This window comes from Streptomyces sp. NRRL F-2664, assembly GCF_000719345.1.
Classification (GTDB): Bacteria; Actinomycetota; Actinomycetes; order Streptomycetales; family Streptomycetaceae; genus Streptomyces.
In genome coordinates this window covers 33329-48137 of the sequence record NZ_JOFX01000007.1, presented here as the reverse complement: position 1 = coordinate 48137, position 14809 = coordinate 33329, and the positions used below count along the sequence as shown (strand labels likewise).

Here is a 14809-nt window from a genome sequence, read left to right as displayed (position 1 = left end):
GGGAGGCGCACCCGGCCGGGCTGCCGCAGCGCGCCCCGTTCTACGCGCGGCGGGGCGGCCCGGCAGGCGGCGCGGCAGGGGGGCGCGGCCCCACACGGCAAAGCGGGCCCGGCCGGGCGCGGCACCCACGCGGCGGCGCGCCGCTCATCCGGACGGGTGAGCCCGGCAGGGCACGGCCCCACGCGGCAAAGGGGGCCCGGCGGCGGGGCACGGCCCCGCTGCCGGGCCGCCCGGGGTTACTGACGTACGTGGGCGTTGACCCAGTCCACGATGGAGGTCGTCGTCGCGCCCGGGGTGAAGATTTCGGCCACGCCCTTCTCCTTCAGGGGGGCGATGTCGTCCTCCGGGATGATCCCGCCGCCGAAGACCTTGATGTCCTCCGCGTCGCGCTCCTTGAGGAGCTCCAGCACGCGCACGAAGAGCGTGTTGTGGGCGCCCGAGAGGATCGACAGGCCGATCGCGTCGGCGTCCTCCTGGATCGCGGTGTCCACGATCTGCTCGGGGGTCTGGTGGAGGCCGGTGTAGATGACCTCCATGCCCGCGTCCCGCAGCGCCCGCGCGATCACCTTGGCCCCGCGGTCGTGGCCGTCGAGACCCGGCTTGGCCACCACCACACGGATCGGACCGGTCACACCCATCGCACTGCCTCCCGAGTGAACGAACGTTAAGTACAGCATCGCGCACGCTGCCGTTTCGCGGTCAAGCACGAGGGGGAAATCACACATGGGACGGCATTGCGCCACCGTGCCGCCAGCCGCACGGCACGGTGGCGCGGCAGCCGCCCCCGGAGGATCAGGAGGCCGTCGATGGGTCTGTCGTTACCCGTGCCCCTCCCCGTGACCGGTGCTGCTCTGCGGGCCGGCGCACTGGAATTCGTCGTGCTCGGCGGGCATCTGCTGCTCTACCCCACCGGGGTGTGCCAGGAGAAGCTCGTCGCCACCGCGGCCACGGCACGCCCGCCCGTCCTGCTCCTGCACGGGTTCACCGACAACCGCTCCGTCTTCGTCCTCCTGCGCCGCGCCCTCGCGGCCGGCGGCCTGCGCCACGTGGAGGCGTACAACTACTCGCCCCTCACCCTCGACCTGCGCGTCATCGCCCGGCACCTCGCCCGGCGGGTCGAGGAGCTGTGCGAGCGCACCGGACACGAGCGCGTCGACCTCGTCGGGCACAGCCTGGGCGGCCTGGTGGGCCGGTACTACGTCCAGCGTCTGGGCGGCGACACGCGCGTGCGCACCCTCGTCACGCTGGGTACGCCGCATTCCGGGACGCGCGCCGCGCCCTTCATGGACGCGCACCCGTTGGTCCGGCAGATGCGCCCGGGCTCCGAAGTGCTGGCCGAACTGGCGGCGCCCTCGCCCGGCTGCACCACCCGCTGCGTTGCGTTCTGGAGCGACTTCGACTCGCTGATGAGCCCGGTCGACAGCGCCCGCATCGAACACCCGGACCTACTGGTGGAGAACGTCCAGGTCACGGGTATCGGTCACCTCGCCCTGCCCGCGCATCCCGCGGTCATCGCCGCGGTGGTGCGCGCTCTCGACGGCCCTGCACCGAGGGCGGTGACGGGGCCCGACGCCGCTTCCGTCGCCTGACCGCACGACGACCGACAGTCGAACAGATATCGAACTCAAGGCCAAGGCTGCGTCTTTCGACGACCGAAAGGCGGCCGAATGCCCGGTTCCGCTGATCTGGTGACCCGGGGAAGATTGTCGTCGCGAGTAACCGCCGGGTACAGTCACGCCACTGCTCTCCTCCGGTGAACCTCGAGTTCCCGGCCACCCAGGCCCCCACTGCCGAGGCGAAAGAGAAGTTGGTGAACGACCGCCCCCCGTCGGGCCAGTATCCGGATTCCGGGTATGAAGGCCTTTCCACCACCGCTTTCGCTGGTGATTCGACCTACGTTTCCTACGAAACACAGGGCCAGGGGGTCAACTACGCCGCTTACGGCTATGAGACCGGCGCGTACGACACCACCGCGTGGACCTCGCAGGACCCCTACCTGGGCACGATCCCGTCGCAGTCCGCCCCCGAGGACACCACCGGGAGCTGGGACGCGAGCGCCTGGACCGCGGCCGGGGCGGGCACGGACCACTCCGGTCACCCCGGTTATCCGTCGGCCTCCTTCGGCTACGACACCCCCGCCGAGCAGACCGGGCACTGGGCGGTACCGGGCTTCGGCACCACCGGCACCGAGACCGGTGCCTACGACGCGACCGCCTGGAACACCGTCGCGCAGGCCCCGGCCCAGCCCGAGGCCGCCTATGCGTACGACTACCGGCCCGCGCAGCAGGACTACGCCTACGGCACGGCCACCCTCGGCACCGCCGACTACGTCCAGGACACCCACGAGGCGCATGAGGCCCATGGGTTCCAGGAGACCGGCGCGGCCCCGAACTCCTACAGCGAGACCGCCGTTTTCGAGGTGCTCTCCGACGACGCGGCCGCGGTGACGGAGACGTCCGAGTCCCCCGAGGCGCACGAGGCGTACGAGCTGCCCGAGGTCCACGAACTGCACGGCGTCCACGACATGCCCACCCAGGCCATGCCCGTGACCTCCGCCCCCCGCTCGGCGCGGCGCAACGCCGCCAAGGGCGCGGCCAAGACGTCGGGCGCCAAGGCGGCGGCCGGCTCCAAGGCGGCCGGCAGCCGTCGGCGCACCCCGGCGAAGCGTTCCGCCCTGTTGACCGTCGCCGTTCCGTCCGCCTGTGTGATGGGGGTCGCGGGTGTCGCGGCCGCCTCCGTCGGCGGGCTCACCGGGACGGACAAGCCCGCCGAGGACACCACCACGATGGCCGCACCCGACCCGGCCTCGGTGAAGCCGGTCGCGGCGAACACCAAGCTCGACACCCAACTGGTCGCGCTCAGCGCCGACGCGGGCGACTTCGCGGACCGCGCGAGCCGTACGCAGGAGCGCATCGACCTGCGCGAACGCCAGGAAGAGGAAAAGAAGAAAAAGGCCGAGGAGGCCGCGGCCAAGGAAGCCGCCCGCCCGAAGTTCGCGGTCCCCGTCGCCCAGCACGGCCTCAGCGCCAGCTTCGGCCAGTCCGGCGGCATGTGGATGTCGGTGCACACCGGCATCGACTTCCCGGTGTCCTACGGAACCCCGGTCATGGCGGCCACGGACGGCACCGTGCGCACCCAGTACAACAGCGCCTACGGGAACATGGCGATAGTCACCGCTCCCGACGGCACCGAGACCTGGTACTGCCACCTCAGCTCCACCAAGATCCGCGGCGGCAAGGTCAAGGCCGGCGACGTCATCGCCTACTCGGGCAACTCCGGCAACTCCACCGGCCCGCACCTCCACTTCGAGGTCCGGCCCGGCGGCGGCTCCGCGATCGATCCCCTGGCCTGGCTCCGCAGCAAGGGCCTGGACCCGAGGTAGCCACCCCGGCCCGACCGACCCCCCGGCCCGACCGACGGCGGCCCGACCGACGCAGCCCCTGCGGCCCGGACCCCGGACCTCCCGGCCCGACCGACTCCCGCGCGTGCCCGGCAGCGTTCCCGCTGCCGGGCACCCGTACGTGGAGCCCGGGCCGGAGCCCTAGAGCTTCTGCACCGGTGCGTAACGCAGCAGCAGCCGCTTCGGCTTGTCGTCGCCGAAGTCGATGGTGGCCTGGGCGTCCGCGCCGGCCCCCTTGACCTCCATGACGGTGCCCAGCCCGAACTGGTCGTGCGTGACCCGGTCCCCGACCACCAGGGCGACGACCGGCTTGTCCGCCGCCCGGCGCGTCGCGAAGCCGGAGGGTCCCGACTTCGTACGCGACGAGGACAGGAAGGCCTCGGGCGACGTGCCGAACGTGGCCCGGGCACCGCCCGAGCCCGTCCCGTAGCCCGAACTGCGCATCGGACCGGCCGGCTTCTGGGCCGCGCCGGTGCGCTTCCACTGCAGGTACTGGTCCGGGATCTCCTCCAGGAACCGCGACGGCGGGTTGTACGAGGGAGTGCCCCACGCGCTGCGCATGCTGGACCGCGTCAGGTACAGCCGCTCGCGCGCCCGCGTGATGCCGACGTAGGCCAGGCGGCGCTCCTCCTCCAGCTCCTTGGTCTGGCCCAGCGCGCGCATGTGCGGGAAGACCCCGTCCTCCATGCCCGTCAGGAAGACCACCGGGAACTCCAGGCCCTTGGCGGTGTGCAGGGTCATGAGGGTGATGACGCCGGAGCCGTCCTCGTCCTCGTCGGGGATCTGGTCGGAGTCGGCGACGAGGGCGACCTGCTCCAGGAACTCGGCGAGCGTGCCGGGCCCGGCGGGTGCCGCGCCGTCCGGCGCCTCGGCGGCCGCAGCCTCCCTGGCCTGTTCGAACTCCAGCGCCACTGCCGCCAGTTCCTGGAGGTTCTCGATCCGCGTCTCGTCCTGCGGGTCGGTCGATGCCTGGAGTTCGGCGAGGTAGCCGGTGCGTTCCAGGACCGCCTCCAGTACCACCGCCGGGCCGGCGCCCGAGTCGACGATCGTGCGGAGCTCCTCCATCAGCGCGTTGAACCGCTTGACCGCGTTGGTCGAGCGGGCCGCCATGCCGAAGGCCTCGTCCACCCGCCGCAGCGCCTGCGGGAAGGTGATCTTCTCGCGGAGCGCGAGCGCGTCGATCATGGCCTCGGCGCGCTCGCCGATGCCGCGCTTGGGCACGTTCAGGATGCGGCGCAGCGGAACGTTGTCCTCGGGGTTGGCGAGGACGCGCAGGTACGCGAGGACGTCGCGGACCTCCTTGCGCTCGTAGAAGCGGACGCCGCCGACGACCTTGTACGGCAGGCCGACCCTGATGAAGATCTCCTCGAACACGCGCGACTGCGCGTTGGTCCGGTAGAAGATCGCGACGTCGCCGGCCTTGGCGTCACCGGAGTCGGTGAGCCGGTCGATCTCGTCGGCGACGAACTGGGCCTCGTGGTGCTCGGTGTCGGCGACGTAGCCGGTGATGACCGTGCCGGTACCGGCCTCGGTCCACAGGTTCTTGGCGCGGCGGTTCTCGTTGCGCTCGATGACTGCGTTGGCCGCGGAGAGGATGGTCTGCGTGGAGCGGTAGTTCTGCTCCAGCAGGATCGTCGTCGCGTCCTTGTAGTCCTCCTCGAACTGCAGGATGTTGCGGATCGTCGCGCCGCGGAAGGCGTAGATCGACTGGTCGGCGTCACCCACCACGCACAGCTCGGCCGGGGGCAGGTCCGGGTAGCCGGTGCCGACCAGCTCGCGCACCAGCGTGTACTGGGCGTGGTTGGTGTCCTGGTACTCGTCGACCAGGACGTGCCGGAAGCGGCGCCGGTAGTGCTCGGCGACGTCCGGGAAGGCCTGGAGCAGGTGGACCGTGGTCATGATGATGTCGTCGAAGTCGAGGGCGTTGGCCTCGCGCAACCGCGCCTGGTACATCGCGTACGCCTGCGCCAGGGTCTTCTCGAAGCCGTCGGCGGCCTGGTCGGCGAAGGCCTCTTCGTCGATCAGCTCGTTCTTCAGGTTGGAGATCTTGGCGTTGAAGGACTTCGGCGGGAACTTCTTCGGGTCCAGGTCGAGGTCGCGGCAGACGAGCGCCATCAGGCGCTTGGAGTCGGCGGCGTCGTAGATCGAGAACGAGGAGGTGAAGCCGAGCCGCTTGGACTCGCGGCGGAGTATGCGGACGCACGCGCTGTGGAAGGTGGAGACCCACATGGCGTTGGCGCGCGGGCCGACCAGGCTCTCGACGCGCTCCTTCATCTCGCCGGCGGCCTTGTTGGTGAAGGTGATCGCCAGGATCTGGCCCGGGTGGACGTTGCGGGCGGCCAGCAGGTGGCCGATGCGGTGCGTGAGCACCCTGGTCTTGCCGGAGCCGGCGCCGGCCACGATGAGCAGCGGGGAGCCCGCGTGCACGACGGCGGCGGCCTGCTGCTCGTTCAGGCCGTCGAGGAGCGTCGCCGGGTCGATGACGGGCTTGGGCGAGCCGTCCCGGTAGTAGGCGTCCCCGGTCATGGGCACGTCGAAGTGGCCCCCGAAGAGGTCGTCCGCGCCCGCCTCCGGGGCGGGGTACTCCTCGGGCGGCGGGGGGACCTCGTCGGAGGGGGTGAGGTCCGCCAGGAAGCTGTCGTCAAAGAGGCTGCTCATCGCATTCCGAGTCTAGGGGGCGGGACCGACAGGCCAGGACGAGTTCCAGCAGACCGGGGAAGCGGAGCTCCAGGTCGTCGCGGCGCAGCGCGAGGTAGAGCTTGCGGCCCTGCGGGCGCTGGCAGATGACTCCGCTCTCGCGCAGCGTCCTGAGGTGGTGCGTGACGCTCGACCGGGGCAGGTCGGGCACGACCTCCCCGCAGAAGGCCTCCGCGCCGGAGGCGAGCTTGCGGACGATCTCCAGCCGGACGGGATGCCCGAGCGCGGCCAGCACGTCGACGAGCTCGATGCGGTCGGCGGCGGGGTGGGCCAGGTCGGCTGCGGCAGGCATGCCCCCACTGTACGCACTTCTCGTACGAACCCTGGCGCACTGTTCGATGATCTCGTACAGTCCAACCGTCGCTGCGCCGGGCCGTCCCGGCACTCGGCACCGACCCGCGGGTCGTCCGCGTCGACGACAGCGGCCACTGCCTGCCGGAGGAGCAGCCGCGGGCCGTCGCCGAGGAGCCGACCCGCTTCTTCGGCCGACCGCCCGCCGCCGTACGCTCGACTGCCATGGACGTTCTCATCAGTGTCTTCGTGGGCCTGCACATCATCGGCATCGCCGCCCTGCTCGGCGGCTTCCTGACCCAGATGAAGGCGATGGGCGCGGGCACCGCCCGCTTCACGCCCGCCATGCTGCACGGCGCGCTCACCATGCTCGTCACCGGTGTGCTCCTCGTCGGCTTCAACGAGATGGACGGCTCCCCCGTCAACAACGTCAAGGTCGGCGTGAAGCTCGCCCTGCTGTTCGTGATCCTCGCGCTCGTCTACGTCAAGCGCGACGAGGAGCGCGTGGACAAGGCGGTGTTCGGCACGGTCGGCGGACTGACCGTGATCAACATCTTCATCGCCCTTCTCTGGCACTGACCCACCGCGGAACGATCCCCTCCGGTCCGGTGCGGCCAGCTCCGATCGCATCGGGGCATTTACGATCATCGCCTCATCCGCCCGTTGCCCCCGGGTCTAGCGTCCTCCCCAGCACCGGCAGAGGAAGGACGTGAGGCCCTCGTGGCCAGTCATCGAAAGCCCAGGCAGCGCCCGCTCTCCGGCGGATCCGTCCGCACGACCGCCGCCCTCGCCCTCGCGGGCGCTGCCACCGCCACCGCCTTCGAAGGCACCTCCCAGGCCGACCCCCGGCCCACCCCCGCCCAGATCAAGACGGAGGTGGACCGGCTGTACGAGGAGTCCGAGGCGGCAGCGGAGCGGTACAACGGGGCGAAGGAGCAGGCCGACGAGGCCGAACGGGCCCTGACCGGCCTGCGCGAGGAGGCCGCCCGCAAGGCCGACCAGCTCAACACCGCCCGCGGCGCCCTCGGGACGCTCGCCGCCTCCCAGTACCGCAGCGGCTCCCTGGGTACCGCCGTTCAGCTCGCGCTGGCCGACGACCCGCAGGAGTACCTCGCCCAGGCCTCCTTCATCTCCCGCGCCGGCGACCGCAACGCCGCCGGGATCAGCGCCGTGCGCCGCAAGCTGGACGAGGTCTCCGAGCTGCGGGAGCAGGCGTCCGGCCGGCTCGCCGACCTGCGCGCCCGGCAGGACGAACTCGCCGCCCACAAGGCCGAGGCCGAGGAGAAGCTCGCCGCGGCCAAGCGGCTGCTCGCCAAGCTCACCGCCGAGGAGCGCGCCGCCTACGAGGCCCAGGCCCCCAGCGCCGCCTCCGCGGCCCCCGCCGGCCGGACCGCTCCCGCGCCCCCGCCGCCCGCCGACGGCTCCCGTGCGGCCCGCGCCGTGGCCTTCGCCCACGGGGCGATCGGGAAGCCCTACGTGTGGGGCGCGACGGGGCCGGGCTCCTTCGACTGCTCGGGGCTGACCCAGGCGGCCTGGCGCTCGGCCGGGGTGTCCCTGCCCCGCACCACCTACACCCAGATCAACGCCGGCCGCCGGGTCTCGCGCGACCAGCTGGCCCCGGGTGACCTGGTGTTCTTCTACTCCGGGATCACCCACGTCGGCCTCTACGTCGGCAACGGCCAGATGATCCACGCCCCGCGCCCCGGGTCGACCGTGCGCCTGGCGCCGATCGACTCGATGCCCTGGGCCGGCGCCTCCCGCCCCGCGTGAGCCGGCCCCTACGGGGCCTTGACCACGCCGCTCAGCCAGCCGAAGGTCTGCGGCAGCTGCCTGGACCACGATTCGAGGTTGTGGCCGCCGACGACCTTCTCCGCGTGCACGAAGGTCGGCTTCTGGGCGAGCCCCTTGAGGTCCATGCCGGACAGGTAGCCGTCCTGCTCCGCACCGGACAGCCACAGCGAGACGGCCGGCGGGGCCGGCTGCGCCGTGAGGATGTTCTTCAGGTTGTGGGCGGTGCGCGTCTGCGGGTCCTGCGCGACGAGCGAGGTGGGCTCCTGGCCGGGGTCGTTGTACCCGGACAGGGAGACGGCCGCGCTGTAGCGGTCGGGGTGGGAGATGGCCAGCTTGGCGGCGCAGTACGCGCCGGCCGAGTAGCCGGCGACGCCCCAGGTGCGGGCCTCGTCCGTGGCACGGAAGTTGTCGACGACCATCTTGCGGACGTCGACGCTGAACCAGCTGTCGGCGTTGACCTTGCCGGGGAGGTTGGCGCAGCCGGTGTCGCCGTTGCCGAGCAGCATGGCGCGCGGCGAGACGAGGATGAACGGCTGCACCTTGCCGCTCTTCATCAGCGGCTCCAGCACCTCGTGGACCTTGAGCCCCTGGAACCAGGACTTGCCCGTGCCCGGGATGCCGGGGATCAGCTCGACGACCGGGAACTTCTTGTCCTTGTAGGCCGGATCGTCGTACTGCGGCGGCAGCCACACCAGGACGTCGCCCTTGACGCCGGAGATCTTGCCGTCGAGATCGGTCTTCTGCACCCGGCCGCCGAGGCCCTCCACCGGCTGGAAGGCCTGCTTGACCTTCGGGGCCTCCGCGGCCTTCTTGCCGCCGAGCCCGTCCGGCCCGAGGTCGGGGGCCGCGGTGACGTACGAGCCGGTGCCGAGCAGGTCGTCCCACGAGTTGTAGAAGTGCTCGGCCCTGTTGACGGCGACGAACACCACGACGACGGCTGTGACCTGGGCGAACACCACCATCAGGAAGCGCAGGGCAGTGCGCACGACGGCGGGGCCGCGCACCTTGCTCCACACGGCCAGGGGCAGGAGGACGGCGAGCGCGGTGAGTGCGATCACCGTGGCGAAGAAGGGTGTCCCGGTCAGGCTCATCACGCCACCGTAGAGGGCTGCCGACCGGGCCCCGGTTGCCGCCTCCACCTGCGGTTTCGGTCACACCCCAGGTCAACGGCACATCGGGGCCGCCACGCATCGGACGTCAGGTGTCCGACATCACGCGCGCCCCGTGCGTCACACCAGTCGTCGGGCCGTCGCCCAGCGGGTCAGCTCGTGCCGGTTGGAGAGCTGCAGCTTGCGCAGCACTGCCGAGACGTGCGACTCCACCGTCTTCACCGAGATGAAGAGCTGTTTGGCGATCTCCTTGTACGCGTACCCGCGCGCGATCAGCCGGAGCACCTCGCGCTCGCGCTGCGTGAGCCGGTCCAGGTCCTCGTCGATCGGCGGCGCGTCCGTCGAGGCGAACGCGTCGAGCACGAAGCCGGCCAGCCGCGGCGAGAACACCGCGTCGCCGTCCTGCACACGGAAGACGGAGTCCACCAGGTCGCTGCCGGTGATGGTCTTGGTGACGTAGCCGCGCGCACCGCCGCGGATCACTCCGATGACGTCCTCGGCCGCGTCGGAGACCGACAGTGCCAGGAACCGCACCGGATGCTCGGCGGCCGCCATCAGCGGCGCGCAGCGCCGCAGCACCTCGACGCCGCCGCCTCCGGGCAGGTGCACGTCGAGGAGGACCACCTCGGGCCGGGTGGCCGTGATGACCGTGACGGCCTGGTCGACGTCGGCGGCCTCGCCGACGACCTCGACGCCGGTCCGGGCGGTCTCGCCGATCTCGGCCTGCACCCCGGTGCGGAACATCCGGTGGTCGTCGACGAGCACCACCCGGACGCGCCTGGTCTCCCCCGCGCCTGTGTTCTTCTCGTCCTCGGTCATGCCGTGTTCGCCGCCCTCTCCATCTCCAGCTCGACTTCCGTGCCGCCGTCGGGCGCGGACCGCAGCCGGGCCGTCCCGCCGTTGCGCTGCATCCGGCCGATGATCGATTCTCGTACGCCCATGCGGTCGCCGGGTACCGCGTCGATGTCGAAGCCCGGCCCGCGGTCCCGTACGGACACGAACACCGTCTGCCCCTCCACCTCCGCGTACACCTGCACCGGCCCGCCCTCGCCACCGTACTTGGCGGCGTTGACCATCGCCTCACGCGCGGCCTGGACCTGCGCGCCCAGCCTCTCGTCGAGCGGGCAGTCGCCGACGACGACGACCTCGATGGGCACGCCGTGGTGGTCCTCGACCTCGGCGGCGGTCTTCTTCACGGCCTCCGCCAGGGTGGCGGGCTCCTCGGCCTCCTCCTTGCCGGTGCCCTCGGGCTTGTAGAGCCAGTTGCGCAGCTCGCGCTCCTGCGCCCGCGCGAGCCGGCGCACCTCGCCCCCGTCCTCCGCGTTGCGCTGGATCAGGGTGAGGGTGTGCAGCACCGAGTCGTGGACGTGGGCGGCGACCTCGGCGCGCTCCTGCGCGCGGATGCGCATCAGCCGCTCCTCGGAGAGGTCCTGCGTCATCCGGATCAGCCAGGGGCCGGCGAGCAGGGCGACGCCGACGAGGACGGCGAGGGTGGCGGTGAGGACGTTGCCGAGCTGGGCGGCGGAGCCCCGTACGACGATGAAGACGGTCAGGCCCACGCCGACCAGGGCGACCCCGGCGAGCGCGCGGGCGGCCTGGAAGAGGCGTCCGCGGTGCCCGGCGGCGGTGCTCCAGTGGGCGCGGCGGGCGTTGTCGGCCTGCCGCCACACGAGGACCACGCCGGCCCCGACCAGCAGTGTGGGCCACACGTAGCGCCCGGACTCGCCGCCCACCTGGACCTTGGAGACGAAGATGGCCGCGCCGATGAACAGGGCGATGAGCGCCGTGATCTGTCCGCGGTCGGGTTTGCGCAGACGGCGGGTGCCGTCGGGGAGGGACTCGAAGAAGGAGCGGTGCCCGGCGCGCCCGCCGACGCCGAGCGGTACGAAGACCCAGAACGCGGCGTAGAGCAGCACGCCCAACCCGTCGCCCCACATGAACAGCAGCAGGAACGCCAGCCGCACCCAGCCCACGGGCAGCCCGAGGTGCCCGGCCAGACCGCGTGCGACGCCGCCGAGCATCCGGCCGTCGGCGCTGCGGTAGAGCTTGCGCTGCGGCGGGTCGTCGGCGTCCGGGGCGTGCGGGGGACGGGTGGCGGCGGCTACGGGCATGTCACCAAGGGTCACACGGCGGGCCGCGGCGCGGCATCAGGGCGTCCCCCCACTTCTGTTCGGGGGATATCAGGGTTGCGCCAGGGTAGGGCCGGATTCCGGGTGCCCGCGGCGGCCGTCACCATGGACGCATGACCGACGTACACGATGCCCCGCCGGCGGCCCCGGGAGCGCCCCGGGCCGCCGAAGCCCGGCCGCCCCTGCGCCGCAGCAAGCGCGACAAGGTACTCGCGGGCGTGTGCGGCGGCATGGGCCGGTATTTCGACCTGGACCCGGTGGTCTTCCGGATCGTGCTGGGCGTTCTCGCGGTCACCGGCGGTGTCGGCCTGATCTTCTACGGCTTCGCGTGGCTGCTGCTCCCGCAGGAGGGCGAGGAGGACAGCGAGGCGAAGAAGCTGCTGACGGGCCGGGTCGAAGGGGCCACGCTCGCGGCGGTGTTCGCGGCCCTGGTGGGCTGTGCGCTGTTCCTGTCGATGCTCGACAACGGCGGTCTGGCGGTCTTCTCGGTGCTGGTGGTGCTGGCGCTGGGCGGGGCCTCGTACTGGTCGCAGCGGCGGCGCCAGTCCTTCGCCCCGGAGACGGAGGCGCCCGCTCCGCGCGCCGCGCACTCCCCGGCGGCGCCGCCGGAGACGCAGGCGCCGCCCGCTCCGGGCGCGCCCTCCTGGTGGCGGGACCCGCTGGTGAAGGACGGCACCACCGGGCCGGTCGGCTCGACCGGCTACCTGTGGGGTCCCGACGTCGACGCCGTCGGCGCGGAGGGCGGCGGGGCCCGCCTGGTGGACCCGTCCCTGTGGCGGCCCGCGGCCGTCCGGGTCGGGCGGCGCGGCGGCATCGGGGGCCGGGTGTTCCTGCTCGCCCTGCTGGCGGGGGCGGCCGGTACCGCGGCGGACTGGGAGGGCAGCCCGCTGGGCGATGCCCTGCAGACGGGGCTCGCCTGCGCGCTGGTCGTCTTCGGTCTCGGCCTCGCGGTCAGCTCCTTGCTGGGGCGCACCGGCTTCGGCACGGTGGTGCTGGCCCTGTTCACCTCCGGCCTGCTGGCGGGCGCCGCCGCCCTGCCGCGCGACATCGGCACCGACTGGGGGAAGTTCGAGTGGCGGCCCGCCGCGGTGGCCGACGTACGGCCCGCGTACGAGGCGGGCACGGGGCTGGCCGTTGTGGACCTGAGCCGCCTGGACGTGCCCAAGGGCACCAGGGTGACCGTCAGGGCCTCCATCGACATGGGCCGGCTCCATGTGGTGCTGCCCCGGGAGGTGACGGCGGAGGCGGACGTCACCGTCCGGCACCTCGGCGACATCCAGCTGCCGGGCGACGACGCGGGCCGTATCGAACGGGCCGGGCCCGGGCAGCAGACCCGGACGGCGACCCTGGCGCCGCCCGCCGGCACCGAGGCCGGCGGGACGATCGAGTTGGATCTGACGGCGGGTGTCGGACAGGTGGAGGTGGAACGTGCGGCGTCATGAGTTCCAGCCGGGACGGCTGATCGCGGGTCTGGTCCTGATGCTCGCGGGGGTGCTCCACCTGGTCGAGAGCACCGGCGGCGCCGACGTGCCGTGGTACGCGGTCGTCCCGATGGCCGCGGGCGGCCTGACGCTGGCCGCGCTGGTGGGGCTGGTGACCTATGCCGTGCGCCGGGACCGGCGCGACCGGATCTCCGAGTCCAGCGACAGGTAGGGCGCGCCGGCGAGGATCAGCGGGGTCCACGCCATCAGGTAGATCAGGTCGTTGCCGTAGTAGTACGGGGACACCGCCCACGACACCGTGAGCCACAGGCTGAGCGAGATCAGCGCACCGCCGAGGGCGGCGGCCCGCGACAGCAGGCCCACCAGGGTGCCCAGGCCCACGAGGATCTCCGCGACGGCGAGGAACACGGCGAAGCCGACAGGGGACTGCAGGGCCAGGTCGACGAGGGCGGGGGCGGCGGAGGTGTCGCGCACCCCGCGCATCAGCTCGCCGATGGAGCCTTCGCCGGAGGCGGAGAGGAACGCGGGGTCGAAGAGCTTGTCCAGGCCGGCGTAGACGAAGGTGACGCCGAGGAAGAGGCGCAGGGGCAGCAGGTGGTACCGGGCAGCCTGTTCACGCAGGCCGCGCGGTACGTCGGTCCGGGGAGGTGCTTCGGTTCTGGTCACGCGTCATGTCTACCCCGATCACTCGGCCACGTCGATGGTGCAGCGGTTGGATTCCACTCCGGCGGCCGTGACGACCTGGATCTCGGTGCGCCCCGGTTCCACTTCCGCCGGTAGGGGCACGGTCAGCACCGCGTCGGACGGGTTGGTGAACCCGCCCGGCACCGGGACCAGCGGCACGTGCACGTGCACCGCCCCGATCCGCACCACCAGCCGGGCGAGCATCTCCGGGGTCTGCGCCCCGGGCGGCACGAAGCCCACCCCGCGGATCTCGATGTCGTCCCCGGGCCGGACTGCGGCGTCCAGGTCCCCGGGCTCCCGTCTGCGCACCACCGACAGCACCAGGGGGCGGCTGCCCTCGGCGTACTTGGCGGCCAGGTACACCGCGGCCGACAGCGCCACCAGCAGGGCCATGGCCCACGGCAGCTGCGGCAGCCGGTCCGGGAAGCGGGCGAGCGAAGCCGCCGCGTAGGCCAGGACGACGGTCGAGACGAGCACGTACTGCGCGTCCGGGAAGCTCCCGCGGCCGGCGTCGTCCGTGAGCAGGTCCGCTCCGCGCGGCCGGTCGGCCGGCAGCTTCTGCAGCCGCTGCCCCATGATCCGTACGGAGACCACCCGGCGCACCAGCACCGCCACCCCGGAGGTCAGCACGACCACCGACAGCAGCGGCAGCGCCCGGTCCAGGGCGAGGCCCGCGTACAGCGCCTGCCGTTGCGGACCCGGGGCGGAGGCGGCCAGCCGCAGCGCGAGCAGGAGCGTGGCGAACGCCGTGAGCACCACCCAGGCGGTGGGCACCGCCTTCGAGGTGGACAGCCGGTTGTCCTCGCCGACCAGCGGGGCGAGCAGGCCGCCGCGGACCGACTGGGCGCGAGCGGCGAGGGTCAGCAGCCCGGCCAGCAGCAGGGCGGCGAGCAGTCCGGCGGTCCGTGCCGTGGTCCAGCCGGTGCCGAGCGCGGCGGCGACCTGCACCAGCAGCAGGACGCCCGCGGCGATCCACACGGCGAGGACGGCCCGCCGTGAGAACACGTGCAGCCAGGAGGTCCCGGCCTCCCGGCCCCGGTCGGCGACGGTGCGGGCCGACAGGGTCAGTTCGTCGGAGACCCACTGCCGGGAGGCGCCGAGGGAGTGGGCGACGGCGGCCGGCACGCCCTGCCCGGCGGCGAACTCGTCGCGCTTCTCCAGGAACGCGGCGACCGCACGGCGGTGCCCTTCCCGGGCGCACTCCTCGCAGGCGCAGGCAGTGGTATGGGTGCCGCGGGACATCTCTTGGACAGCCACGTACGTGCC

The 14809-nt window shown here is 72.5% G+C and carries 14 protein-coding genes; 6 read left to right on the top strand and 8 right to left on the bottom strand.

Annotation, left to right across the window (positions count from 1 at the left end; genetic code table 11):
* Positions 1 to 236: 236 nt before the first annotated feature.
* Positions 237 to 638, bottom strand: coding sequence for a cobalamin B12-binding domain-containing protein (locus IF89_RS0109990; protein ID WP_030764263.1), 402 nt, complete (start codon positions 636 to 638; stop codon positions 237 to 239).
* Between the two features lie 168 nt (positions 639 to 806).
* On the opposite strand from IF89_RS0109990, the gene IF89_RS0109985 reads away from it, so the two are divergent.
* Both IF89_RS0109985 and IF89_RS0109980 read left to right on the top strand, forming a co-directional pair.
* Positions 807 to 1589, top strand: a complete 783-nt coding sequence (locus tag IF89_RS0109985; protein WP_051806933.1) for an esterase/lipase family protein — start codon at positions 807 to 809, stop codon at positions 1587 to 1589.
* Between the two features lie 164 nt (positions 1590 to 1753).
* On the top strand, positions 1754 to 3382 hold the full coding sequence (locus IF89_RS0109980; RefSeq protein ID WP_234327714.1) for a M23 family metallopeptidase: 1629 nt from the start codon (positions 1754 to 1756) through the stop codon (positions 3380 to 3382).
* Positions 3383 to 3541: 159 nt separating this feature from the next.
* On the opposite strand, the gene pcrA is transcribed toward IF89_RS0109980, so the two are convergent.
* Both pcrA and IF89_RS0109970 read right to left on the bottom strand, forming a co-directional pair.
* On the bottom strand, positions 3542 to 6058 hold the full coding sequence (pcrA, locus tag IF89_RS0109975) for a DNA helicase PcrA (protein WP_030764256.1): 2517 nt from the start codon (positions 6056 to 6058) through the stop codon (positions 3542 to 3544).
* A complete protein-coding gene (locus tag IF89_RS0109970) occupies positions 6042 to 6389 on the bottom strand; it encodes an ArsR/SmtB family transcription factor (protein ID WP_043193573.1) in 348 nt (115 codons plus the stop codon). The genes pcrA and IF89_RS0109970 overlap by 17 nt, the downstream gene beginning before the upstream one ends.
* Before the next feature lie 224 nt (positions 6390 to 6613).
* Between IF89_RS0109970 and IF89_RS0109965 the strand changes: the two genes are divergently transcribed.
* The gene (locus IF89_RS0109965; protein WP_030764252.1) at positions 6614 to 6967 is read left to right on the top strand and encodes a hypothetical protein; all 354 of its coding nucleotides are present in this window, start codon (positions 6614 to 6616) and stop codon (positions 6965 to 6967) included.
* Positions 6968 to 7108: 141 nt separating this feature from the next.
* The gene (locus tag IF89_RS0109960; protein ID WP_030764250.1) at positions 7109 to 8158 is read left to right on the top strand and encodes a C40 family peptidase; all 1050 of its coding nucleotides are present in this window, start codon (positions 7109 to 7111) and stop codon (positions 8156 to 8158) included.
* Between the two features lie 8 nt (positions 8159 to 8166).
* On the opposite strand, the gene IF89_RS0109955 is transcribed toward IF89_RS0109960, so the two are convergent.
* From IF89_RS0109955 to IF89_RS0109945, 3 genes are all read right to left on the bottom strand, one after another.
* Positions 8167 to 9270 carry an alpha/beta hydrolase gene (locus IF89_RS0109955; RefSeq protein ID WP_030764248.1) on the bottom strand — a complete coding sequence of 368 codons (1104 nt, stop codon included), beginning with the start codon at positions 9268 to 9270 and terminating at the stop codon, positions 8167 to 8169.
* A 138-nt stretch (positions 9271 to 9408) separates the two neighbouring features.
* On the bottom strand, positions 9409 to 10107 hold the full coding sequence (locus IF89_RS0109950) for a LuxR C-terminal-related transcriptional regulator (RefSeq protein ID WP_030764245.1): 699 nt from the start codon (positions 10105 to 10107) through the stop codon (positions 9409 to 9411).
* Positions 10104 to 11399 (bottom strand): ATP-binding protein, encoded by a 1296-nt coding sequence (locus tag IF89_RS0109945; RefSeq protein ID WP_030764244.1) that lies wholly within the window; start codon positions 11397 to 11399, stop codon positions 10104 to 10106. The genes IF89_RS0109950 and IF89_RS0109945 overlap by 4 nt, the downstream gene beginning before the upstream one ends.
* Positions 11400 to 11530: 131 nt before the next feature.
* On the opposite strand from IF89_RS0109945, the gene IF89_RS0109940 reads away from it, so the two are divergent.
* Both IF89_RS0109940 and IF89_RS0109935 read left to right on the top strand, forming a co-directional pair.
* Entirely contained in the window at positions 11531 to 12859 is a 1329-nt protein-coding gene (locus IF89_RS0109940; RefSeq protein WP_030764242.1) for a PspC domain-containing protein, read from the top strand.
* Positions 12846 to 13070 (top strand): hypothetical protein, encoded by a 225-nt coding sequence (locus IF89_RS0109935; protein ID WP_030764240.1) that lies wholly within the window; start codon positions 12846 to 12848, stop codon positions 13068 to 13070. Before IF89_RS0109940 ends, IF89_RS0109935 begins: the two co-directional genes overlap by 14 nt.
* Here the strand turns inward: IF89_RS0109935 and IF89_RS0109930 are convergent.
* Complete coding sequence (locus IF89_RS0109930) at positions 13016 to 13525, bottom strand: TQO small subunit DoxD (protein ID WP_030764238.1); 510 nt, start codon at positions 13523 to 13525, stop codon at positions 13016 to 13018. The genes IF89_RS0109935 and IF89_RS0109930 overlap by 55 nt on opposite strands.
* Positions 13526 to 13543: 18 nt before the next feature.
* Positions 13544 to 14800, bottom strand: coding sequence for a hypothetical protein (locus IF89_RS0109925; protein WP_030764236.1), 1257 nt, complete (start codon positions 14798 to 14800; stop codon positions 13544 to 13546).
* Positions 14801 to 14809: the final 9 nt, after the last annotated feature.

Bases quoted from the DNA above. Each gene is read 5' to 3' on its own strand.
- IF89_RS0109990 (WP_030764263.1), bottom strand. From the start codon at position 638: ATGGGTGTGACCGGTCCGATCCGTGTGGTGGTGGCCAAGCCGGGTCTC.
- IF89_RS0109985 (WP_051806933.1), top strand. From the start codon at position 807: ATGGGTCTGTCGTTACCCGTGCCCCTCCCCGTGACCGGTGCTGCTCTG.
- pcrA (WP_030764256.1), bottom strand. From the start codon at position 6,058: ATGAGCAGCCTCTTTGACGACAGCTTCCTGGCGGACCTCACCCCCTCC.
- IF89_RS0109970 (WP_043193573.1), bottom strand. From the start codon at position 6,389: ATGCCTGCCGCAGCCGACCTGGCCCACCCCGCCGCCGACCGCATCGAG.
- IF89_RS0109965 (WP_030764252.1), top strand. From the start codon at position 6,614: ATGGACGTTCTCATCAGTGTCTTCGTGGGCCTGCACATCATCGGCATC.
- IF89_RS0109955 (WP_030764248.1), bottom strand. From the start codon at position 9,270: ATGAGCCTGACCGGGACACCCTTCTTCGCCACGGTGATCGCACTCACC.
- IF89_RS0109950 (WP_030764245.1), bottom strand. From the start codon at position 10,107: ATGACCGAGGACGAGAAGAACACAGGCGCGGGGGAGACCAGGCGCGTC.
- IF89_RS0109945 (WP_030764244.1), bottom strand. From the start codon at position 11,399: ATGCCCGTAGCCGCCGCCACCCGTCCCCCGCACGCCCCGGACGCCGAC.
- IF89_RS0109940 (WP_030764242.1), top strand. From the start codon at position 11,531: ATGACCGACGTACACGATGCCCCGCCGGCGGCCCCGGGAGCGCCCCGG.